General features: G+C 66.0%; 22 protein-coding genes. 14 read left to right on the top strand and 8 right to left on the bottom strand.

Translation table 11 applies throughout. From position 1 onward, the window contains the following. Positions 1-187: 187 nt before the first annotated feature. From HCZ97_RS05015 to HCZ97_RS04980, 8 genes are all read left to right on the top strand, one after another. A complete protein-coding gene (locus tag HCZ97_RS05015; protein WP_167687585.1) occupies positions 188-649 on the top strand; it encodes a GNAT family N-acetyltransferase in 462 nt (153 codons plus the stop codon). Next, positions 646-2,064, top strand: coding sequence for a DUF2927 domain-containing protein (locus HCZ97_RS05010; RefSeq protein WP_254871355.1), 1,419 nt, complete (start codon positions 646-648; stop codon positions 2,062-2,064). Before HCZ97_RS05015 ends, HCZ97_RS05010 begins: the two co-directional genes overlap by 4 nt. A 2-nt stretch (positions 2,065-2,066) precedes the next feature. Next, positions 2,067-2,234, top strand: coding sequence for a hypothetical protein (locus HCZ97_RS05005; RefSeq protein WP_167687584.1), 168 nt, complete (start codon positions 2,067-2,069; stop codon positions 2,232-2,234). A gap of 46 nt (positions 2,235-2,280) precedes the next feature. Further along, positions 2,281-3,465, top strand: a complete 1,185-nt coding sequence (locus tag HCZ97_RS05000; RefSeq protein WP_167687583.1) for a VWA domain-containing protein — start codon at positions 2,281-2,283, stop codon at positions 3,463-3,465. A gap of 31 nt (positions 3,466-3,496) precedes the next feature. After that, positions 3,497-3,841 carry a hypothetical protein gene (locus HCZ97_RS04995; RefSeq protein WP_167687582.1) on the top strand — a complete coding sequence of 115 codons (345 nt, stop codon included), beginning with the start codon at positions 3,497-3,499 and terminating at the stop codon, positions 3,839-3,841. Positions 3,842-3,898: 57 nt separating this feature from the next. Further along, positions 3,899-4,537, top strand: coding sequence for a DedA family protein (locus tag HCZ97_RS04990; protein ID WP_167687581.1), 639 nt, complete (start codon positions 3,899-3,901; stop codon positions 4,535-4,537). 104 nt (positions 4,538-4,641) lie between these two features. Then, on the top strand, positions 4,642-5,325 hold the full coding sequence (locus HCZ97_RS04985; protein ID WP_167687580.1) for a M48 family metalloprotease: 684 nt from the start codon (positions 4,642-4,644) through the stop codon (positions 5,323-5,325). A 10-nt stretch (positions 5,326-5,335) separates the two neighbouring features. Beyond that, complete coding sequence (locus tag HCZ97_RS04980) at positions 5,336-6,355, top strand: LLM class flavin-dependent oxidoreductase (RefSeq protein ID WP_167687579.1); 1,020 nt, start codon at positions 5,336-5,338, stop codon at positions 6,353-6,355. A gap of 4 nt (positions 6,356-6,359) precedes the next feature. On the opposite strand, the gene HCZ97_RS04975 is transcribed toward HCZ97_RS04980, so the two are convergent. From HCZ97_RS04975 to HCZ97_RS04965, 3 genes are all read right to left on the bottom strand, one after another. Next, positions 6,360-6,911, bottom strand: coding sequence for an RSP_2648 family PIN domain-containing protein (locus HCZ97_RS04975; protein ID WP_167687578.1), 552 nt, complete (start codon positions 6,909-6,911; stop codon positions 6,360-6,362). Beyond that, positions 6,908-8,119 carry an RSP_2647 family RNA methyltransferase gene (locus tag HCZ97_RS04970; protein WP_167687577.1) on the bottom strand — a complete coding sequence of 404 codons (1,212 nt, stop codon included), beginning with the start codon at positions 8,117-8,119 and terminating at the stop codon, positions 6,908-6,910. Before HCZ97_RS04970 ends, HCZ97_RS04975 begins: the two co-directional genes overlap by 4 nt. Positions 8,120-8,281: 162 nt before the next feature. Continuing rightward, positions 8,282-8,965: a DUF6778 family protein gene (locus tag HCZ97_RS04965; RefSeq protein ID WP_167687576.1), complete on the bottom strand. Its 684-nt coding sequence runs from the start codon at positions 8,963-8,965 to the stop codon at positions 8,282-8,284. Positions 8,966-9,195: 230 nt separating this feature from the next. Between HCZ97_RS04965 and edd the strand changes: the two genes are divergently transcribed. Next, positions 9,196-10,998, top strand: coding sequence for a phosphogluconate dehydratase (gene edd, locus HCZ97_RS04960; RefSeq protein ID WP_167687575.1), 1,803 nt, complete (start codon positions 9,196-9,198; stop codon positions 10,996-10,998). Positions 10,999-11,043: 45 nt separating this feature from the next. Beyond that, positions 11,044-11,685 carry a bifunctional 4-hydroxy-2-oxoglutarate aldolase/2-dehydro-3-deoxy-phosphogluconate aldolase gene (eda, locus tag HCZ97_RS04955; protein WP_167687574.1) on the top strand — a complete coding sequence of 214 codons (642 nt, stop codon included), beginning with the start codon at positions 11,044-11,046 and terminating at the stop codon, positions 11,683-11,685. 487 nt (positions 11,686-12,172) lie between these two features. On the opposite strand, the gene HCZ97_RS04950 is transcribed toward eda, so the two are convergent. Beyond that, on the bottom strand, positions 12,173-12,457 hold the full coding sequence (locus HCZ97_RS04950; RefSeq protein WP_254871354.1) for a hypothetical protein: 285 nt from the start codon (positions 12,455-12,457) through the stop codon (positions 12,173-12,175). After that, positions 12,439-15,252, bottom strand: a complete 2,814-nt coding sequence (locus tag HCZ97_RS04945; RefSeq protein WP_167687573.1) for a bifunctional [glutamine synthetase] adenylyltransferase/[glutamine synthetase]-adenylyl-L-tyrosine phosphorylase — start codon at positions 15,250-15,252, stop codon at positions 12,439-12,441. The genes HCZ97_RS04950 and HCZ97_RS04945 overlap by 19 nt, the downstream gene beginning before the upstream one ends. Before the next feature lie 110 nt (positions 15,253-15,362). On the opposite strand from HCZ97_RS04945, the gene HCZ97_RS04940 reads away from it, so the two are divergent. The 4 genes from HCZ97_RS04940 to HCZ97_RS04925 all read left to right on the top strand — a co-directional run bounded on the left by HCZ97_RS04940 (position 15,363) and on the right by HCZ97_RS04925 (position 17,878). Next, entirely contained in the window at positions 15,363-15,830 is a 468-nt protein-coding gene (locus tag HCZ97_RS04940; RefSeq protein ID WP_167687572.1) for a YbaK/EbsC family protein, read from the top strand. Between the two features lie 129 nt (positions 15,831-15,959). Then, positions 15,960-16,406: a DUF2852 domain-containing protein gene (locus tag HCZ97_RS04935; RefSeq protein WP_254871366.1), complete on the top strand. Its 447-nt coding sequence runs from the start codon at positions 15,960-15,962 to the stop codon at positions 16,404-16,406. 110 nt (positions 16,407-16,516) lie between these two features. After that, positions 16,517-16,951, top strand: a complete 435-nt coding sequence (locus HCZ97_RS04930) for an RDD family protein (protein ID WP_167687570.1) — start codon at positions 16,517-16,519, stop codon at positions 16,949-16,951. A 105-nt stretch (positions 16,952-17,056) separates the two neighbouring features. Next, positions 17,057-17,878: an arginyltransferase gene (locus tag HCZ97_RS04925; protein ID WP_167687569.1), complete on the top strand. Its 822-nt coding sequence runs from the start codon at positions 17,057-17,059 to the stop codon at positions 17,876-17,878. 165 nt (positions 17,879-18,043) lie between these two features. Here the strand turns inward: HCZ97_RS04925 and HCZ97_RS04920 are convergent, their stop codons facing one another. The 3 genes from HCZ97_RS04920 to HCZ97_RS04910 form a co-directional block, all read right to left on the bottom strand. Then, complete coding sequence (locus HCZ97_RS04920; RefSeq protein ID WP_167687568.1) at positions 18,044-20,401, bottom strand: TRAP transporter large permease subunit; 2,358 nt, start codon at positions 20,399-20,401, stop codon at positions 18,044-18,046. Positions 20,402-20,416: 15 nt separating this feature from the next. After that, positions 20,417-21,310 (bottom strand): TRAP transporter small permease subunit, encoded by an 894-nt coding sequence (locus HCZ97_RS04915; RefSeq protein WP_167687567.1) that lies wholly within the window; start codon positions 21,308-21,310, stop codon positions 20,417-20,419. Between the two features lie 102 nt (positions 21,311-21,412). After that, the gene (locus HCZ97_RS04910; RefSeq protein WP_167687566.1) at positions 21,413-22,498 is read right to left on the bottom strand and encodes a TRAP transporter substrate-binding protein; all 1,086 of its coding nucleotides are present in this window, start codon (positions 22,496-22,498) and stop codon (positions 21,413-21,415) included. Positions 22,499-22,672 lie beyond the last annotated feature (174 nt).

Here is a 22,672-nt window from a genome sequence, read left to right as displayed (position 1 = left end):
TGCCCCTTGGCTGGCCACGAAAGCCGGCTGGGCGCGTCACAGCCCCACTCGTAACGGCCCCGTGATGCCCCCGCGTGACAGGAGGCGGCGAAGCACCGCCTCCGCCCGGTACGGGGCTTGATCCCGGCGGCCGGCACGCTCACTAATCGGAGGCCGGCACGACCGGCGCTCAGGAAAGGCCCCAGGAATGTCGCAAGCAAGGATCACCGTCAGACCGCTGGAACGCGGGGACCGCGACGCATGGGGCGCGCTCTGGGATCTCTACCTCGACTTCTACGGCACGACGGCGGCGCCGGGCCTGCATGACACCTACTTCGAGCGCCTGCTGGGCGATGACCCGCGCGATTTCTCGGGCCTGATCGCAGAGGTGGACGGCACCCCCATGGGGCTGACCCATTACCTGTTCCACCGCCATGGCTGGAAGGTGGAAGAGGTCTGCTACCTCCAGGATCTCTATGCCCACCCCAAGGCCCGCGGCATCGGGCTGGGCCGGGCGCTGATCGAAGGGGTCTATGCGGCAGCCGATGCCGCCGGCGCACCCACGGTCTACTGGCTGACGCAAGAGGACAACGCCACCGCGCGCCAGCTTTACGATCGCCTTGCCCGGGTCACCGATTTCATCAAGTACCAAAGGGTCCTGCCCGCATGATGAAGCGCATCGGCCGGGGCCCGCGCGGCCCGCTCGTGATCTGTGCCCTGGCGCTGGGCCTGGTGGCCGGCTGTACCGAGCTGCCCGACCCGGACCGCACGGAGCTGATGCCCGAAACCCAGACAGAGGTGCACCCGCCGCTGCCGCCGATGAAGCGCTTCGGGCCCGTGCAGCCCCGCCGCCCGCAGGTCTCCAACGTGGACCTGGCGCAGGATTTCCTGGATCTCAGTTTCAAGCTGGAATCCGGGCGCAAGCTGCCGATGCTGACCCGCTTCGAAGAGCCCGTGCGCATAGCCGTCAACCGGGGCACCGGCCCCCTGCCCCCGACCTTCACCCGCGACCTCGACGCGCTGATCGGGCGGCTGCGGCGCGAAGCCGGCGTGGATATCCGGATGGCCCGGGGCAATGAGCGCGCCAACCTGGTGGTCCAGCCCGTGCGCGGAGCCGACATCCGCCAGGAACTGCCCGATGCCGCCTGCTTCGTGGTGCCGGGTATCACGGACCTCTCCGAATACCGTCGCGCGCAGCGCTCCGGGCGCACGGATTGGGCGCGGCTGACCAAGCGCGACCAGATCGCCATCTTCGTGCCCGGCGATGCCGCCCCGCAGGAGCTGCGCGATTGCCTGCACGAGGAAATGGCTCAGGCGCTGGGGCCGCTCAACGATCTCTACCGGCTGCCCGACAGCACCTTCAACGATGACAACATGCACCCGATCCTGACCGGCTATGACATGTTGATCCTGCGGCTGACCTATGCGCCGGAGCTGCACAGTGGCATGACGCCCGCCCAGGTCCAGGCTCGGCTGCCAGGTCTGCTGGCGCGGATGAACCCGCAGGGCCAGTCCATCGCCCCGCGCAACCCCCGCCCCACGCCGCGACAGTGGACCGACGCCGTGGCCCGCGCGCTTGGGCCCGGGTCCTCTCCAGCGATGCGGCTGCGCGGGGCCACGGATGCGGTGGCCATCGCCGAAAAGGAAGGCTGGAACGACAATCGCACCGCCTTTTCCTATTACATGCTGGGCCGCCTGACCCTGCGCAAATCCGCGATCGAGGCTGAACCGCTGCTGCGCCATGCCCATGCGCTTTATTCCGCCCTGCCCGATACCGCGCTTCAGGCCGCCAACGTGGCCGCCCAACTGGCCGGCTATGACCTGGTGCGCGACCAGCCCCAGCAGGCCATCGCCATGCTGCGCCCGGCCGAGGCAGAGGCGCGGCGCCACCAGGATGCCGCCCTGCTGGCCTGGTGCGAAATGCTGGAAGCCCAGGCGCTGCACCTGGATGGCCAGGAGGCGCGCGCGGAGTCCGTCAGGCTGGACAGTCTGGGCTGGGCGCGCTACGGCTTCGCCCCGGATTGGGTGATCTGGAACAAGCTGCAAATCGCGGCCTCCCTGAACCCGCAGTATAACGGAGACTGACCATGCTGGTCCTTGCAGGCTTGTTCCTTGGCGCGCTTTTCGGCGGCTTTCGCGCCAAGACGCGTGGCGGAAATCGCAAGGACATTTGGCAATATGCCATTGTTCATGCCATCATCTTCGCGCTGGTGGGCCTGGTCCTGACGATCCTCGTGCACCGGCTTTCGACCTGACACCGGGTCCGGGCATGCCGCACCGGGCCAAACGCCCAGAGGCCTGATGTTCATCCCCTTCTTCCAGAGCCTGCGCGACCACGCCGTTCCGGTTTCCCTGCGCGAATACCTGACCTTCCTGGAGGCGCTGAAGGCCGGGCTGGTCACCTATGATCCCGAAGGGTTCTACTACCTCGCCCGCTCGGCGATGGTGAAGGACGAGCGCAATATCGACAAGTTTGACCGCGCCTTTGCCGCTGCCTTTTCCGGGCTTGAGGCGATCAGCGCCCAGGACATGCTGGAACGCGTGGAGATCCCCGCGGACTGGCTGCGCTCCATGGCAGAGAAACACCTCAGCGAAGAGGAAAAGGCCCAGATCGAGGCCCTTGGCGGCTTCGAGAAGCTGATGGAAACGCTTAAGGAACGGCTGGCCGAACAGACCGAGCGCCACCAGGGCGGCAACAAGTGGGTCGGCACCGGCGGGACCTCTCCCTTTGGGGCGGATGGCTACAATCCCGAGGGCGTGCGCATCGGGCAGAAGGAAAGCCGCCACCAGCGCGCGGTCAAGGTCTGGGACAAGCGCGAGTTCCGCAATTTCGACGACACGCGCGAGCTGGGCACGCGCAACATCAAAGTGGCGCTGAAGCGGCTGCGCAAATGGGCCCGCGACGGGGCCGCCGAAGAGCTGGACCTGAACGGCACCATCCGCGCCACCGCCGAACATGGCTACCTGGACGTGCAGACCCGCCCGGAACGGCGCAATGCCGTGAAGGTCCTGCTGTTCCTTGACGTGGGCGGCTCGATGGACGGTCACATCAGGATGGTGGAAGAGCTTTTTTCCGCCGCGCGGGGCGAGTTCAAGCACCTGGAGCATTACTACTTCCACAACTGCCTTTACGAAGGCGTGTGGCGCGACAATGGCCGCCGCTGGGGCGAGCAGACCCCCACCTGGGAGGTGCTGCGCACCTACGGGCCGGAGTACAAGTGCATCTTCGTCGGCGATGCCTCCATGAGCCCTTACGAGATCGCCGTCGCGGGTGGTGCCAACGAACACTGGAACCCGGAATCCGGCCAGGTCTGGCTGCGCCGCGCGCGCGAGCAATGGCCCGATACGATCTGGCTGAACCCGGTGCCTGAGAAATTCTGGGACTACACCCAGTCCATCGCCATGATCCGCGAGCTATTCGAGGACCGCATGGTGCCCATGACACTGGCCGGGCTGGAAGACGGCATGAAGATGCTGGCCCGATGAGCGCCAGGAGATCCCGCCAGGGACGCCCCGCATGGAAGACCTGAAGCGCCTCTGGAAGGCCCAGCCGCTGGTGCTTTCGGCCGTGCTGGCCGCCCTGGCGCTGGCGCTGTTCTTTGCCATCCGGGTGGCGGTCCTGACCCTGCACATGCAGTTCGGCGCGCCGCAGGGGCCCGCGCCCCAGGGCTGGATGACACCGGGCTACCTGGGCCATGCCTGGGCCGTGGATCCCCACGAGATGCTGGAAGAGCTGGACGTGGATGTCCCGAACGGCAAACCGATGACGCTCTACCAGATCGCCGCGCGCAAGGGCATTCCCCAGCAGGATTTCCTGGAAGCGGTAAGCGCCTGGCTTGAGGAGGCCACGGGCCATGACTGACCGGCGCCCGCCTGACAGGGGCCGCCGCGCCCCCCCTCGCCATGGAGGCACCGGGTGATGCCTGCCATGACAGAGGTCCTCTTTGCGCTGCTGGTCGATTACGGCGCGGTGCTGATCATGGCGGTGACCTTTGCAAGCTGCGTGGCCCTGCCGGTGCCGGCCTCCCTGGTGATGCTGGTGGCCGGGGCGCTGGCGGCGGCGGGGGACCTGGGGCTTTCGAACCTGTTGGTCGGCGCCTATGTCGGGGCCGTGCTGGGCGATATCGCCGGCTACTGGATGGCGCGCGGGCTTGAGGGCGCCCTGGCCACCCGCCTGAGCCCCGGCCCCCGCGTCCGCGCCCTGATGAGCGAGGCCCGCCACCAGCTGCTGGCGCGCGGCGGCGTGGCGGTCTTCCTGACGCGCTGGCTGCTCTCCCCGCTGGGGCCTTACGTGAATTTCGCCGCCGGGGCCTCCCGCATGCCGATGCGGGTCTTCCTGCCCTGGGACGCGGCAGGAGAGCTGATCTGGGTCACCGGCTACCTGGGCCTGGGCTACACGGCCGCCAGCCAGCTGCCGCAGGTGATCGCCATGGCCTCCAACTTTGCCGGGCTGACCATGGCCGTGGCGGTGGCCCTGGTGCTGATGCTCTGGCTGCAATGGAAGATGCGCCAGCTGCGCGCGAAACGCCGCGCCGAAACCGATCCTGCCGCCCCCTGACAGGCCCTTGGCACAGCTTTCGCCACCCCGCCCTTGCGCCGCGTCAGCCATCCTTTCCCCGCCCCGCCCTTGAGGCCGCCCCCCGCGCAGCACATATTCGGTAGATGCTGAAGTTCACCCCCCTTCTCCTGGCCCTGATCTACGGGATCGTCACCTGGCGCTTCTCTGCCTGGCGGCTGAAGAAGGAGCTGGACCAGAAGTCCGCCGAACTGGCCGATCCGCACCTGCGCGGGCACATGCAGCGGCTGGCCGGGGCGCTCGACCTGCCGCGCATCAAGGTGCATCTGTACGATGTGCCCGCCATCAACGGGCTGGCCGCACCGGACGGGCGCATCTTCATCACCCGTGGCTTTTACGAGGCCTTCCGCAATGGCAGCGTCACCGCGGAAGAGATCACCTCGGTCGTGGCCCATGAGCTGGGGCATGTCGCCCTGGGGCATTCCCGGCGGCGGATGATCGACTTTTCGGGACAGAACGCCCTGCGCATGGGGCTGGCGATGATGCTGACGCGCTTCATCCCCGGCCTTGGCCCGCTGATCGCCAATGCGCTGATGTCCCTGCTGGCGGCAAAACTGTCGCGCAAGGATGAATACGAAGCCGATGCCTATGCCGCCGCCCTGATGACCAAGGCCGGTTACGGCACCGATCCGCAGCGCAGGCTGCTGGAAAAACTCGAAACCCTCTCCGGTGGCGGCAGCGGGAAGCCCGCCTGGCTTCTGAGCCACCCCAAGACACCGGAGCGGATCGCCGCCATCGCTCGCCTGGACGACCAGTGGCAGGGCGGCTGAAAGGAACGACATGAAATACTCCCTCCTCGATCTTGCGCCCATTCCCGAAGGCGCCACGACAGCCCAGGCCATCGCCAATTCCGTGGCCCTGGCCCAGGCGGCAGAGCGCTTCGGCTACAACCGTCACTGGCTGGCCGAACACCACAATTCCCGCGGCATCGCCTCTTCCGCGACCTCGGTGCTGATCGGCCATATCGCCGGGGCGACCAAGCGCATCCGCGTCGGCTCGGGCGGGGTGATGCTGCCCAACCATGCGCCGCTGGCGATCGCAGAGCAGTTCGGCACCCTGGCCACGATCTATCCGGACCGGATCGACCTGGGGCTTGGGCGCGCGCCGGGCACGGATCAGAACACCGCCCGGGCCCTGCGCCGCCACATGGCCCAGCAGGATACCTTCCCCCGCGACGTGGGCGAACTGCTGGCCTACCTGGGGGATCCCACGCCGGACCAGAAGCTGCACGCGGTGCCGGGCGAAGGCACCAACGTGCCGATCTGGATCCTGGGGTCTTCGCTGTATGGCGCGCAGCTGGCCGCGCAGGTCGGCCTGCCCTATGCCTTTGCCTCCCACTTCGCGCCGGACGCGCTGGAACAGGCGGCCGAGGTCTACCGCCGCTCCTTCCGCCCCTCGCAATACCTCGAGAAGCCGCATTTCATGATGGCGATGAACGTCTTTGCCGGGGAAACCGATGAAGAGGGCGAATACCTGCGTACCTCCATGCAGCAGGCCTTCATCAAGCTGCGCATGGGCGATCCCGGTCCGCTGCCCTACCCGGTCAAGGATATCAACGCGGTCTACGATCCGCAGCTTGTCTCCATGGTGGACCGGGCGTTCTCCGTCTCTGCCTGCGGATCGCCCGACACGGTGCGCCGCCAGATGCAGGGTCTGATCGAGATCTTCAATCCGGACGAGATCATCATCGCCGGGCAGATCCATGATCCGGCCAAGCGCATCCGCAGCTTCCAGATCGCGGCAGAGCAGATGCAGGCCCTGGGCCATGAGGCCAGCCACCTGGAACCGGAACAGGCCTGATCGCTCAGCCCGCGGCGTGCTCCAGCGCCTTGCCAAGGCGCGGCATCCGCGCCTTGCGCAGCAGCTGGCGCAGGGTCCAGCTTTCTCCGGACAGCTGCTGGATCCGGTCACGGGCTTCTTCCGCCAGGGCGCGGATCGGCTCTGGGTTGGCCTCATAGAAGCCCAATAGCAGCGCGTCGGGATCGGCGCGCGACAGGCCTTCTTCCGCCAGGATATGGCGGGGGAAGTCCTTGGCATTGGCGGTGACGATCAGGTCGGCGGAACTGGCCACGGCCAGCGCCAGCACGTGGAGATCCCCCGGGTCGGGCAGCCAGAAGCGCTTTTCGCTTTCCGCCGGGTAGCGCCGCAGCGCGTCGGGAAAGGCGGCCTGCGCCAGGGCCACTTCGCCCCGCGTCTGCGCCTCTCCGCCCGCCCCGGCCTTGCGCCCGGTCAGGGCCCATTCCTCAAGAATGCGCGCGCCCCAGACCGGTTCGTAAAAGCCCGCCCGGGCCGCGCCGAACAGCATCTCGCGCATCACCGTTGGGTAAAGCACGCAGGCGTCCAGCACCGCCCTCATAGCCGGAAGAACAGCGCCTTGAGATAGGAGCTTTCGGCCAGTTGCGGATGGGTGGGGTGATCCGGCCCGGCAAAGCCCGTGTGGATCAGGGAGAAGCCGCGCCCGGACCCATATAGCCCGCGTCCGATCCCCCGGATGGAGGAGGCGCGGAATTTCTCAAGGTCCGCCGCATGGGAGCAGGAGCACAGGGCCAGGTAGCCCCCGTCCTTGACCAGCGGCGCGGCCAGGCGGGCAATCCGTTCATAGGCGCGCAGGCCCGCTTCCAGCGATTGCTTGTTGGGGGCAAAGGCGGGCGGATCGCAGATCACCAGGTCAAAGGTACGCTCTTCCTTGGCCAGCGCATCCAGCGTGTCGAAGGCATCGCCCTGCCGGGTGTCGAATTTCTCCTGCATGCCCATGGCCGCCGCGCCCTGCGTCGCAAGCTCCAGCGCGGGGGCAGAGCCATCCACGGCCAGCGCGCTTTTCGCGCCCGCCGCCAGGGCCGCCAGGCCGAAGCCGCCGACATGGGCGAAGACATCCAGCACCTCTGCGCCGGGCGCCATGCGCGCACCGAAGGCGTGGTTGGGGCGCTGGTCGTAGAACAGGCCGGTCTTCTGACCCCCTGTAAGATCGGCCATGTAGGTGGCGCCGTTCATGGTCACGGGCAGGGCCTGCTCCGGCGCGCTGCCCTTCAGCACGGCCGAGACATCGTCCAGCCCTTCCAGGCCCCGCGCGCGACCAGAGGCGCTTTTGAGCACGTTCTTGATCCCGGTGACGGCGCAAAGTGCTTCGACCAGCGGCTCCAGCAGGGCCTCGGCCCAGGCGGCATTAGGCTGGATGACGGCCGTGTCGCCGAACCGGTCGATGATGACGCCGGGCAGGCCATCGGCCTCGGCGTGGATGAGCCGGTAGTAGGGCGCGTCGAACAGGGTTTCGCGCAGCGACAGCGCGCGTTCGAACCGGGTCTTGAACCACATCAGGTCGACGGGGCCGCTTTCCGGGGTGCCCAGCACCCGCGCGATGATCCGGCTTTCGCCGTTGAAGGCCACCAGCGCCAGGGGCTGGCGTTCGCTGTCCTCCAGCAGGGCGATGGTGCCGGGCGCCAGCGCTTTCGTGCGGCGGTCGGTGACCAGTTCATTGGCATAGACCCAGGGCGCGCCGTGGCGGATACGGCGGGCGTCGGTCTTGGGTTTCAGGCGGATGACGGGCATGTCTGAGGGCGTTTGCATTCCGCTTCCCTAATCGCTTCGCGCCCCCGTGGGAAGATCCCTTGTGGGGGCGGCCCTGCGCCCTGCCCCGCCCGGCGCGCTGAAACGCGAAACGGCCCGGTGTGTCCACCGGGCCGTCCTGAGGCCTGCACCCTCTGTCGGGTGGCTATCCCAAGCCGCGGCTCAGAGCCGCTCGACCGCATCGGGCAGCTCGCCCGTGGGGACCGGCGCCTTGGTGCGCGCCACCGGGGCGGGATACTCCGTCGGGCAGATGCCCAGCACGTCGACCTGCAGCGCTTCGGTCAGGTTGCGCGAGATGCGGTACTTCTGGGTCTCGCCGCGATCCACGGCTGCAATGGCCTCTGCCCCGCCATAGCCGTTAAGCTGGGTCTTCAGCTCATAGGTCGGCTCAAGCAGTTCCTGGGTCACCGGGTCCGTGATCGTGACGTAAAGAGTCACCGTCAGCCAGCCGCCGGTGGTCGCCCGGGTCTTATCGCTCATCGCGTGGAAATAGGCCACCTCGATGCCGACATTGGCATCCTGCCCCCCGTTGGAGGCCTTGAAGGCCCGGCGCGCCGCATCCGTCACGATGGTCTGGACCTGGGCATGGCGATCCCCTTCGGGATCCTCGCGCCAGACGATATCCACGTCCGGGTGGCGATTGTCGGTTTCATTGGTCTTCAGCGACCGGGGCACCCGCACCGCGTAGCTTTTCACGTCGTAATCCGTCACGCCCTTCTCGGACAGCGGCGTGCATTTCGCCAGATCGACGCTCTGAACGTAGAACGCTTCCTTGCTCACCCCGCAGGCAGAGAGCAGCGCAACGCTGCCCAGAACGGCGCCCGACAAAATAGCTTTTTTGAACATACCCAAAATATGTTCCTCCTTCTCATAATATTGCGCCAAAATGCTGGAGCCGGACCAAATCGGCAAGTACCGACAGCCTGTTTTGCAACCTGTTGCTAAATAGTTTCCGAATTGTCATACGGTTCGCGTCGAACGGGGGTGCATGTCCTCCATGTTAGCGCTAAACTGACACGCAAGCGACCAGCGACGCTGCATAGTCTCAGCGCCGAAGCCAGACGGAGGCCTCGACCATGGCATTGAACCAGATCATTTCAGACGTAACCGACCGCATCATCGAACGGTCCCGCGACAGCCGCGAAGGCTACCTGGGCCGGATCAATGCCGCGGCAGAGGCCGGGCCGGTCCGTGCCCACCTGACCTGCGGCAACCAGGCCCATGCCTATGCCGGCATGCCCGCCGACCAGGATGCCCTGGCCAAGGGACGCGCGGCCAACCTTGGCATCGTGACCGCCTATAACGACATGCTCTCGGCCCACCAGCCCTACGAACGCTTCCCCCAGCTGATCCGCGACACCGCGCGGGCCAAGGGCGCCACCGCCCAGGTCGCCGGCGGCGTGCCCGCCATGTGCGACGGCGTCACCCAGGGCCAGCCGGGGATGGAGCTTTCGCTGTTCTCGCGCGACGTGATCGCCATGGCCGCCGGCGTGGCCCTGTCGCACAACTGCTTTGACGCGGCGCTCTACATGGGGGTCTGCGACAAGATCGTGCCGGGCCTTGTCATGGCGGCGGCCACCTTCGGCCATATCCCGGCGGTCTTCCTGCCGGCCGGTCCCATGCCCTCTGGCCTGCCCAACGACGAGAAGGCCAAGGTGCGCCAGCAATACGCCACCGGAGAGGTCGGCCGCGACAAGCTGATGGAGGCAGAGATGGCCTCCTACCACTCCCCCGGCACCTGCACCTTCTACGGCACCGCGAACACCAACCAGATGCTGATGGAGTTCATGGGCCTGCACCTGCCCGGCTCTTCCTTCGTGAACCCCAACACGCCGATGCGCGATGCGCTGACCGTTGCGGGCACCGAACGCGCGCTGGAAATCACCGCCCTTGGCAATGAATTCCGCCCCGCGGGCGAAATCCTGGATGAAAAGGCCTTCGTCAACGGCATGGTCGGCCTGATGGCCACCGGCGGCTCCACCAACCTGGTACTGCACATGCCCGCCATGGCGCGCGCCGCCGGCATCATCCTGGACCCGGCGGATTTCGATGCCGTCTCCGGGGCCGTGCCGCTGCTGGCCAAGGTCTATCCCAACGGGCTGGCAGACGTGAACCACTTCCACGCCGCCGGCGGCCTTGGCTACCTGATCAGCCAGCTGCTGGATGCCGGTCTGCTGCATGACGATACCAAGACCATCGCGGGCGACGGCCTGGCGCTTTACACCCAGGAACCCAAGCTGAAAGATGGCCGCGTCGTCTATGAACCCGGCGCCAAGGAAAGCCTGAACGAAAAGATCGTGCGTCCGGCCAGCGATCCCTTCCAGAAAAGCGGCGGGCTCAAGCATCTCTCCGGGCCGCTTGGCCGCGCGATCATGAAGGTCTCTGCCGTGAAGCCCGAACACCATGTGGTCGAGGCGCCGGTGCGCATCTTCCATGACCAGAACGACGTGAAGGCCGCCTTCAAGCGCGGCGAGTTCACCGAGGACATGGTGGTTGTCGTGCGCTACCAGGGCCCCAAGGCCAACGGCATGCCGGAACTGCATTCGCTGACCCCCACCCTTGCTGTGCTGCTGGATCGCGGGCTGAAGGTGGCGCTGCTGACCGATGGCCGCATGTCCGGGGCCTCCGGCAAGGTGCCCGCCGCGATCCACCTGTCGCCCGAAGCCGCCGATGGCGGGCCGATCGGCCTGCTGCAGGACGGCGACGTCGTGCGCGTCGATGCCGTGGCCGGCACGATCACCACGGATGTGGATCTTTCCACCCGCACCGCCGCCCCCGTGGACCTTTCGGCCAACAGCTTCGGCATCGGCCGTGAGCTGTTCGAGACCTTCCGCCAGAACGCCGGTCCGGCCTCTGCCGGGGCCTCCAACGTCGTCTGACCCTGCCCGAAGACCTTTTTCCAAGACCTTTCACGGAGCCTTTCCATGACCCCTGAAGCCGCAAGCAAAGAAGCCGAGAAGATCTGCCGCCTGGCCCCGGTCGTCCCGGTGCTTGTCATCCACGATGCCTCCACCGCCGCGGATCTGGCCCGGGCGCTGGTCGCGGGCGGTCTGCCCGCGCTGGAAGTGACCCTGCGCACCCCCGCCGCCCTGGATGCGATCCGCGAAATGGCTAAGGTCGAAGGCGGCGTGGTGGGCGCGGGCTCCATCCTGAACCCGGCCGCCGTCACCGCCGTGGTCGAGGCCGGCGCGCGCTTCGGCGTCTCTCCCGGGTCGACGGACCGTGTGCTGAGCGCCGCAGAGGACGCCGATTTGCCGATGCTGCCCGGGGCCGCCACCTCGTCCGAGGTCATGGCCCTGCTGGAGCGCGGCTACCGCGTGCAGAAGTTCTTCCCGGCCTCCATCAACGGCGGCGCCCCGGCGATCAAGGCCATCGGCGCGCCGATCCCGGACGTCATGTTCTGCCCCACCGGCGGCGTGACCCCCGGCAACGCCAGGGATTACCTGTCGCTGAAGAACATCATCTGCGTCGGCGGCTCCTGGGTGGCCCCGCAGGAGCTGATCGAGGCGAAGGACTGGAAAGGGATCGAGAAACTGGCAGCCGAGGCCGCCGCTCTCACCGCCTGAAGGCCTTTCCGACGCGGATGAATGCCGCGCGCCCTGAGCGGCACCGGCACCGCCCGAAAGACCAAGTGATCACACAGAACGCGGCCCCTGTTCCCGGGGGCCGCGTTTTTTTCATCTCTGCTGCCCCCTCCCGATGCAGCCCAGATCCCGGCCTGCCGTCCCGCGCGCCCCTCTCCGTGCGCGCGGGGGTCAGGGGGCAGCCGCCCCCGACGCCGGCGCGGCGCTCGATGCGCGGCGCAGGCGTGCCCCGGCCCTCGTCACGGAGCACCCGAGGGGGTTTGTTCTGGCGGCGCCATTCAGACCCGCCACTAAGCGCGCTGCGTTAACCCGGGCAATTACCGACATCGGCACCGACGTAATACCGACGCGATACCGACGTAATACAGACGTGCCGTTTCGCCCTGCAAAGCCCTGTTAACCCGCGCTTTTCCGCAAAACGACTCACCTCAGGAGCCCTGATAATGCGCCCGCCGCCTTTACCACTTGTTCAGTGGCGCGGTCGGGATCGCCAGCCCCCCCGGCGGCGGGGACCGGTGACCGTGGCCAGCCCCTCCTGCATCAGGGCCGTCATGGGATGATCCGGGGCGGCCTCTCCGTGGCGTTGCAGCAGCACCTTCAGCGCGCCCTGCTGATCCTGGCCCTCCCCCAGGCTCAGCGCCCAGTCCATCAGGATGGAGCGGCATTCCGCGCCGGTGATCCCCTCGATCTGGTAGGCCTCCCGGATCAGGGCCTTGGGATCGGCACGGTCGCCCTTCATTCGGATGCTTGCCATGGGTCGGCTTCCCTTTCCAGGATCTCGTCAATCGCGATGGCCGCGCTGCGCGTGGCCAGCTCATAGGCGGACTGCAGGGCCTCCATGGTCTCGGCGCCCGTGTCGCGCAGCAGCAGCGCGCGGCCCCCTTCGCCAAGGCGTTCCGGGTCGATGGGCCGGTCACTCAACAGCTTGCCGACCTGACCGATATTCCACAGCAGCACGTAAGTCGAGCCAAGCAGCGCCGCCTCGTCCCGTCTCATCCAGCCGCTTTCCTGCGCCAGGCGCAGCCCGTCGGCGATCCAGCCCTCCGGGTCCCCGGCGATCAACCCGCCGGCCTGGGCCATCAGCTCGATCTCCTGGTTGCGGCCCGGCCCGGTCTTGACCTCCCATTCGCCGGGATTGCCCCGCGCGGCGGCGATCCGCGCCCGCATCTCTGCCACGTCCTTGAGAACCGGGCCCTTTTCGCGGTGCCGCGCGATCAGACCGCGGCGGAATTCCATCACCTCGTCGGCCAGGTCCCCCGGCCCCGCCAGCACCCGCGCCCGCGTCAGCGCCAGGTGTTCCCAGGTCCAGGCCTGGTTGTCCTGGTAATCCCTGTAGCTCTGCCAGGAGGTCGCCACCGGCCCCTGGTTGCCAGAGGGGCGCAGGCGCATGTCGACCTCGTAAAGCCGCCCCTCGGCGGTGGGCGCGGAAAGCGCCGTGACCAGCGCCTGGGTCAGCCGCGCGTAATAGGTCCGCGAGGCCAGCGGACGCCGCCCGTCGGAGCTTTCCTCGCCCGCCGCATCATAGATCACGATCAGGTCCAGGTCAGAGCGCGCATTCAGCCGCCCCGCCCCGACGGAGCCCATGCCCATCACCACCGCGCCGCGCCCCGGTGGCGGCCCGTGACGGGTGGCGAATTCAGCCTGCACAACGGGCCAGAGCTTGCGCAGGATGACCTCTGCCAGCTCCGCGTATTGCCGCCCGGCCTCTGCCGGTTCGATCAGCCCGCGCAGGTGATGCACCCCGATGCGGAAATGCCAGTCCTTGTACCAGCGCCGCGCCGCATCCAGCCGCGCCTCGTAGTCCGCCTCTCGTGCCAGCACGGCCTCAAGCCCCGCGCAAAGCGCCTCAAGTCCCGGCCAGTCCTGGAAAAACTGCCCCGCGATCACGGCATCGAAGACACTGGCATTCTGGCTGAGATAGATCGCCAGATCCGGCACCGTGGCCGAGATATCGCCCACCAGGTCGATCAGCAGCGGGTTGGCCTCGAACAGGGAAAACAGCTGCACGCCGGCCGGCAGGCGGCGCAGGAAGCCGTCGAAGGCCACCAGCGCCTCTTCTGGTTTTGCCGCCCGCGCCAGGGCCGCCAGAATCTGCGGGCGCAGCCTTGAAAAGATCTCCTGCGCGCGGCGCGACGACAGCGCCGGATAGGTCCGCCAGCGCGCCAGGATCTGGTCGTCGAAATCCACTTCCGGCGTTTCGACCTGGGGCTTGCGCGCCTCTGCCTCGCGGTTCTCGCGGGCAAAGAAGGCCTCTGTCAGGTCATGCACCTCTTCCAGGCGGCTGCGGATCCCGGTGCGCATCTCTGCCTCTTCCAGCCCCATGAAGGCGGCCAGCCGGGCCATGTCCTCGGGGCTTTTCGGCAGCAGGTGGGTCTGGGCGTCCTGCACCATCTGCAGGCGATGCTCGACCTCCCGATGGGCACGGTAATGCTTTGAGAGCAGGCCGGCGGTCTCTTCGGGCACCCAGCCCACTTCGGCCAGCCGCGCCAGCGCCGGCACCGTCTGGCGCATCCGCAAGGAGGGATCGCGCCCCCCCGCCACTATCTGGTGGAACTGGGTGAAGAACTCGATCTCGCGAATGCCGCCGCGCCCCAGCTTCATGTCATGGCCGGGCAGCACGATCGGCCCGTGGTAGCCCTTGTTTTCTCGGATCGCGAGACGCAGGTCATGGGCATCCTGAATGGCTGCGTAATCAAGGTGCCGGCGCCAGACGAAGGGGCTGAGATCCTTCAGGAAACGCCCGCCCGCCTCCAGGTCGCCCGCGCAGGGCCGCGCCTTGATATAGGCCGCGCGTTCCCAGGTGCGCCCCAGGCTTTCGTAATAGCGCTCCGCCGCCTCCATCCCCAGGCAGACCGGGGTCACGCCGGGATCGGGACGCAGGCGCAGATCGGTGCGGAAGACATAGCCTTCGCGGCTGATCTCGGTCAGCGTGGCGACCATGAAGCGCGTGGCACGGATCAGGGCCGGGCGTGCCTCGGCCTGGTCGGCACCGTACTGGGCTTCCTCGTAAAGCACGATCAGGTCGATGTCGGAGGAATAGTTGAGCTCGCGCGCGCCCATCTTGCCCATGGCCAGCGCCACCACGCCGCAGCAATTGGCGAGGTCTTCCTCGGTCTTGCCGGGCAGCTTGCCGCGCCGGATCTCACGCTCCAGCCCGGCGCGCAGAGCCAGCTGCACGGAAAGGTCGGCGTAATCGGTCAGCGCGCCGGTCACCTCTTCCAGCGTCCAGGCTCCGCAGAGGTCAGCCAACGCCGCAATCAGCGCCACCCGCCGCTTGCCCTGCCGCAGCCCCTCCGCGATCCGGTCCGGGCCCAGCGACTGAAGCCGCGCCGCCTCTGCCTGAAGCGCGCGGCGCGGGGCGTGAAGGGCACCGGGCAGCCAGTCGGCTTCCTTCGCCATGAGGCCGGCCAGGTAGGGGCTGCAGCCCGCCGTCCCTTCGATCAGCCGCGCAAGATCGCCCGTCAGGCCAGGCAGCAGCGCCAGCGCCTCCGCCCCCCGTTCGGGTTCGTAAGCACGCGGTAACCGGTTGATGGTCAAGATATCACTCATGCCCGATAAGTGTCCGGGCCGGGCCCTCTGGTCAATCCCCTGCAAAAGCGGCAGATTTCCGCGCGATGAAAAGAACGCCGGATCAGGATGCGGGAAAGGACAGACCGAGGATGAGCAAGAGCATGAAACGTGTGGCACGCGCGCTGGAAGAGGCCGGCGTGGAAACAGAGATCCTTGAGCTGGGCGATTGCCGCACGGCCGCCGATGCCGCCGCCTCTGTCGGATGCACGATCGACCAGATCGCCAAGTCGATCATCTTTCTTGGCGAAACCAGTGGCGAGGCGCTGCTGTTTCTCACCGCCGGCGGCAACCGGGTGGATGCGCAGAAGGCCTCTGCCGTGGCGGGCGAACCGCTGGGCAAGGCCGATGCCGCGCTGATCCGCGCCCAGACAGGCTTTGCCATCGGTGGCGTTGCCCCGGTCGGGCACCTGTCCCCGATCCGGGCTTTCCTGGATCCGCGACTCATGGAATTCGACCGGATCTGGGCCGCGGCGGGCACCCCGCGCCACGTCTTCGGCATTCCGCCGCAGGAATTGCCGCGAATGACGGGCGCGCAAGAGGCTGATTTCATTTCCTGAATCAGGGCAATGTAAAAAACTTTCACATCACCCCTTGCGCCAAACGCCCTCAATGCCAATCTTAGCAATGTGAAAGACATTCACATACCTAGATTGGAGATACCGGAGATGAACCCCGCCGCCGCAGAAATGGAAGCCCGCCAACCCCAGTACCGGGGTGGCTCGTGGTTTCGCGACGCCGAGGACTGGATGGACAGAAAGGGCAAGCCTGCATGGATCATTGCGATGGTCCTGGGCTTCATCTTCTTCTGGCCCGTCGGCCTCGCCCTGCTGTTCTACATGATCTGGAGAAAGAAATTCATGTTTGGAAAATCCTGCCGCAATTCCGCCCGCCGTGGTAGCGCGCATGAAATGCGCCGCACGGGTTACGCCGCGATGAAATCTTCCGGCAATAGCGCTTTCGATGCCTACAAGCAGGAAACGCTGCGCCGTCTGGAAGAAGAACAGGACGCCTTTGAATCCTTCCTGGAACGGCTGCGCGCCGCCAAGGACAAGGCAGAGTTCGACCAGTTCATGGACGACCGCGCCAGCAAGGCCGCGTCCGAACGTGACACCGCGCCGTCCGAAAACGCCTGAGGCCCCGCGCCCCGGCAGCACACGGACGACACGGATACCACCAAGCACGGCAACGTGCCGCGACGGCCCCGCTTCGGGGCCGTTTCACATCCCCAGGAGATTCCCTTCAGATGACCGCCCTTCCCGAACCCGACCTGCGCCCGGACTTCTACAGTTCCGTCCGTACCAAGCGCCTTTTCGCCTGGCTGATCGACCTCTTCATCGTCGGTGGCCTGTCGGCGGTGGTGGTCGTGCTGACGGCCTTTATCGGCGCCTTCTTCTGGCCCTTCATCTACCTGGTGATAGATTTCCTCTACCGTACGCTGACCCTGTCGAACGGCGGCGGCACCTGGGGCATGCGCCTGTTCTCGGTGGAGATCGTGCGCGCCGATGGCCGGTCGCTCTCCAGCAGTGACGCGGTGCTGCACACGCTGGGCTACCTGGTCAGCATGGGGCTGCCCGTGCTTCAGGTGATCTCAGTCGTGCTGATGATGGGCTCCTCCCGCAAGCAGGGTCTGAGCGACCATATTCTGGATACCGTGGCCGTGAATCGCCGGCTGCGGTGATCCGGCGCATTCTCGGGGCTTGGCGCGTTCAGGGTTGCTTGATATCGTTTCCATAATATCTGGCACTACACAGGCACCAACGCCCCGACACGCCATCGAGATTCCATGCGCCATTCGCTTCCGCTTGCTCCACAATTCTATGTGACAGCCCCGCAACCCTGTCCCTATCTGGAAGGCCGGATGGAGCGTAAGCTCTTTACGTCCCTCCAGGGGGATACGGCTGAGAAGCTGAACAACTCCCTGTCACAGCAGGGTTTTCGGCGCTCGCAGAACGTCTTGTACCGCCCCTCCTGCGCGGATTGCGCCGCCTGCCTCTCTGCCCGGATCGACGTTTCGGCCTTCAAGCCCTCGCGCAGCCAGCGCCGGACGATGAACCGCAACCTGGGGCTTGAGCGCCGCGCCTCCTCTCCCTGGGCCACGGAGGAGCAATACGCCCTTTTCCGCCGCTACCTGGACAGCCGACATGCCGATGGCGGCATGGCCGACATGGATGTCTTCGAATTCGCCGCCATGATCGAGGAAACGCCGGTGCGTTCGCGCGTGGTGGAATATGTCGACCAGGACAACCAGCTGGCCGCCGCATCGCTGACCGACGTGCTCGAAGACGGCGTGTCCATGGTCTATTCCTTCTACGATCCCACGCTTGAGCGGAACTCGCTGGGCACCTACCTGATCCTCGACCATATCGAGATCGCGCGTGCGGCGGGCCTGCCCTATGTCTACCTGGGCTACTGGGTCCCCGGCTCGCCCAAGATGGGCTACAAGTGCAAGTTCGCGGGGCTGGAGCTTTACCATCGCGGCAAGTGGGAAAAGATGCGCGACCCGCATGATTACGATTCCACGACCCATCCGCTGAAAAGCGATCCCATCGCCGAACAGGTCGCCAATATCACCCTTCCCGACAGCCGCCCGCCCTACAAGCCATAGGCCAGGCGCTGCGGTCAGCGGACCTGCGGCGTGGCTGTGCGAAGACAATGAAAAAGGGCGCCCGGAAGGCGCCCTTTTCTTTTTGGATGCGAGGGGTTGCACGACCCCGCATCGCCGTCAGCTAAAAGCGCGCGGCAGGCCGATGGCCCCGCCGCGCGCCGGGTCTCAGCGTCCCAGCAACTCGGGCACCACGGTGACGATCTGCGGCACGAACCACAGCAGCGCCAGGCCCAGCACCTGGATCCCCACGAAGGGAATGATGCCGCGGTAGATATGGCCGGTGGTCACGCTCGCCGGGGCAACCCCCCTCAGATAGAACAGCGCGAAGCCGAAGGGCGGTGTCAGGAAGCTGGTCTGCAGGTTCACCGCAATCATGATGGTGACCCATTTCGGATCGAAGGACCCGCCGTAGATCACCGGCCCCACGATCGGGATCACGATGTAGATGATCTCAAGGAAATCCAGCACGAAGCCCAGCACGAAGAGCACCAGCATAACGATCAGGAAGACCTTGAACTCGCTGTCGTAGCTGCGCAGGAAGTCCTGGATGTATTCCTCTCCACCGAAGGAGATGACCACCAGGTTCAGCAGCTGCGAGCCAACCAGGATCGTGAAGACCATGGAGGTCACCTTCGCCGTTTCCCGGATCACCGGCTGAAGCACGGAGGTCCGGTAAAGCGTGTAGCCAGAGTAGATCAGGCCGAAGGCGGCGAACATGTAGGCCGCGGCCGCCACCAGGTAGGCGATGAAATCGGCAACCGCCACGTCGTCCTTGTTGATGCGCAGGTCGAAGTTCATGCCCAGCACGATCATCACCACCAGCGACAGCGTCGCCCAGGTGATGACCCAGGGGTCACGCCCTTCTTCGCGCAGCTTGCGATAGGCCGCCAGCATCAGCGCACCCCCTGCCCCAAGCGCTGCCGCCGGGGTCGGGTTGGTGATGCCGCCCAGGATGGAGCCCAGCACCGCGATGATCAGGATCAGCGGCGGGAAGACCACGCGGATCAGCTCGTTCTGGCTGACGCGGGCCGCCGCATGCTTGCACGCCCAGAGCGTGATCAGCAGCGGAACGGCCAGGATCAGGAACTGCGCCTCGGGCGAGGTATAGGGCGTGATGAAGACCACGTCCGCCAGCAGCGCCAGCACGATGCCCAGGCCGCCGATCAGCAGCGGACGCGGGGAGGCCAGCGGCATGACACCGCGCGCCACGACCAGCACCAGGCCCAGCAGGACCACGGTCACGGCCAGGCCGGTCCCGATGGGGGCTGCGGCTGCGGCCTTGGCGGCAATCGCGGTTTCCACCTCTTCCGGGCTCAGCGTGCGGCCCTGGCTGGCAGCATCGCCGGCAGCGGTGGCCGTCTGATGCGCGATGGCATCATCCCAGGCCGCCTGCCCGTGAAGGTCGATCATCGCCGCCTGGCAGGTCTCGGAGACATTGGTGCGCAGGTAACCCGATTGCGCCGCAGCCTCGTAGTTGGAGACGTTCAGGTCCTGCGACCCGACGATGCCCAGCTGGCCGCAAATGACGACACCGATGACGATGGCCGCCGGCACCAGCAGGAACCAGGTCAGGCCTTCGCTGCGGGTGGTGGTGCCACCGCGACCTTCGCCACCCAGGTGGACGGCCGGTGCGGCCGAGGGGTTCACCAGCGCGTAACCGAAGGCATAAAGCGCATAGAGCAGCGCCAGCAGGATGCCCGGCAGCATGGCCGCCTGGAACAGCGTCCCGACAGAGACGACCGCCGGTTCGCCAAGGTAGGTCAGCGCATCGGTACAGCCGAAGCTTTGCGCGCGGGCTTCCTGGGCAGAGGAATAGAGATCCCCTGCCAGCGTGCCCAGAAGCACGATGACGATGGAAGGCGGGATGATCTGCCCCAGCGTGCCAGAGGCCGCGATGACGCCGGTAGAAAGCTCCGGCGAATAACCGTTGCGCAACATGGTGGGCAGCGACAGCAGCCCCATGGTCACCACGGTCGCGCCGACGATGCCGGTGGAGGCCGCAAGGAAGGCCCCCACGACCACCACGGAAACCGCCAGGCCGCCGGGCAGCGGGCCAAAGACCCGCGCCATGGTGGTCAGCAGATCATTGGCGATTTTGGAGCGTTCCAGCGTGATGCCCATCAGGACGAACATCAGCACCGCCAGCAGAGTCTCGATGCTCTGGCCGGCGAAGACGCGTTCGTTCATCCGGTTCACGATGAAGCTCAGGTTGCGATCCAGCGCGGTTTCCCAGCCCCGGTCAAAGACCGGGCCGGCCACCGTTGGCAGGTCAGGATAGCGGAAATGAGAGATCGTATCGGGATGTATCCCGGTTCCGATTAGGGCCCTGTAGGCCTCGCTCGATGAATCGATGGCTTCGTGGATCAACAGACCGTTGCTGTCCAGGAAGGCGATGATGGCAAAGGCAAAAAGCCCTGCGCCGGGGATGGCAAAGGCCACCGGAAAGCCCGAGAGGATCCCCGCGAAGAGGCTCAGGAATACGATGATCAGGCCGATCTCGACGCCGTCTAGTCCGAAAAACATGCTGCTCCAGCCCCCTTAATGCGTGCCTTCATAGGCTTCTTCCCCGTCACCCAGGGTGTCGCGGTCCATGTACTTCCCGACGGAGTCCTCGCCTTCCACGAACTCCAGGAAGGAGCGGTAGAAGAAGGCGATGGCCTGCAGGAAGACCAGTGCGACGAAGCACAGGATCAGGATCTTGAACAGGAAGTAGCCATTGAACCCGTCAGGGCTGAAGCCGATTGTTTCGACGTTCCATTTCACGATGCGCGCCTTGCGCATCAGGAGGTCGATGTTGTCACTGGCAGAGACCTTGGGGGTGATGAGGTGCCGCCAGAGGAAGAACCAGGAATACATCCACATCAGGGTGCAGACCGGGATCATGAAGAAGAGTGAGCCGAACATGTCCACCAGGCGTTTGCCACGGTGCTTGAGCGGCGCATAGATCAGGTCCACGCGGACATGGCCGCCCTGGACAAAGGTATAGGCGACGCAAAGCGCCACCACGGCCGCGTTCCACAGCTTCAGCCCCTCTGCGTACCAGCTTACCGATTGGGTAAAGCCGATGCCCAGCGGAGAGATGGAGATCTCTCCCAGGCGGAAGATGGATTGCAGGAAGACGATGATGATCTGCTGGCCGACCATTATCAGGCCCGCCCAGGCGGCGGTGCGCCCGACCAGGTTGGCAAAGCCTTCCAACCCGCGCACGCAGCCCCACATGAAGGGCCTGTAGATCATGCCGATGATCGTGATGACCAGGACGATATCCAGGACGACAAAGAAGAACTCGACCGAGCCGCCGTAATAGATGAAGCGGATCAGCGCCTCGCGGTCCGCCCAGTTGAGCCAGAGGCCCGGATGGGTCACCGCATAGGCGAAATTGTAAAAGCCGAGGCCGATCTGACTGACCAGCCAGGCGAGTCCCGTGAACATCCTGTCCCCCTTTCCCACGGCACCAGTTCTAGGTGCCGGGTCTCGAAAGGCTGCGCATCCGGGAAGATGCGCAGCCTGGTTTTAATGACGTTGCAACAGGGCTTAGCTGCCCAGCACGCGGTTCCGCTGCGCCGTATAGGCGGAGTCGGACACGGACATCCAGCCCGAAGCCGACTTCATCGATGCTTCCGCGCTGTCACGGATCGACGCGAAGAGCTCATCATCCATGAAGCCGTCCAGGACTTCCTTGGAGGCAGAGCCGAAGGCATCCCAGACATCATCGGGGAACTGCTGGATGTTGGTACCACCCGATTGCAGGCGGTTCAGTGCCGGACCGTTGTTGGCGATGAACAGCGCATAGTTGTGCTGGTGTGCATCGGCAGCGGCGATCTCGATGATCTTCTGCTGAACCGGGGTCATCTCGTTGAAGATGTCCAGGTTGGTCGCCACTGAGAGCGCGGCGCCCGGCTCGTGGAAGCCGGCGGGATAGTAGTGGTCACAGACCTCCTGCAGGCCCAGCTTCTCGTCCGACCAGGGGCCGATCCACTCGGTCCCGTCCAGCGCACCGGTGGACAACGCCTGGTAGATCTCGCCGCCCGGAAGCACCTGGACAGAGGCGCCCAGTTTTGCCAGAGCCTGGCCGCCCAGGCCGGGCATGCGGAACTTGAGCCCCTTGAAATCATCGGCAGAGCTGATCGGCTGACGGAACCAGCCGCCCCCCTGCGCCGCGGTCTGACCGGCGATGAAGCTCTTCAGGCCGAAGACTTCGCCCAGCTCGTGGTGCAGCTCCATGCCGCCGTTCGCGTAGTACCAGGTCATCATCTCCGGCGCGGTCATGCCGAAGGGAACCGTGGTGAAATAGGCCCATGCCGGGTGCTGGCCGACGAAGTAGTAATCGGCCCCGTGGTACATGTCCGCCTGGCCGGAGGTCACGGCATCGAAGACCTCGAGCGCGCCGACCAGTTCGCCGGCCGCTTTCGGCTCGACGGTGATCGAGCCACCGGACATCTCGTTCACGTTATTGGTGAAACGTTCCACCGAATCCCAGACGCCGGCCAGGCCGCGCGGCCAGGTGGTGACCATGGTCAGGGTCATGTTGCCTTGGGCGATTGCCGGTGCCGCCAGGCTGGTTGCCGCAGCAGCCCCGCCGCCAAGTGCAGATGTTCTCAGAAAAGAACGTCGATCCATTATGTACTCCTCCCTAGAGCCCACGCCGCCTTCTGGTTGTTTGTGCGGCGCAGCATTTCAGTCCGGGCACACTATCGGCAGGCATCTGGGGTCGGAATACCAAGTACTACGTAAATTGGCCGAAAATATTGCGCAAAAATTGGCGTTTTCACCGGAAATTTGCGCGCTCTTGCG

Source organism: Pseudooceanicola sp. HF7, assembly GCF_011806405.1.
GTDB lineage: Bacteria > Pseudomonadota > Alphaproteobacteria > Rhodobacterales > Rhodobacteraceae > Pseudooceanicola.
Note: the sequence above shows the minus strand (reverse complement) of the source record. Positions and strands in the feature narration are given on the sequence as shown.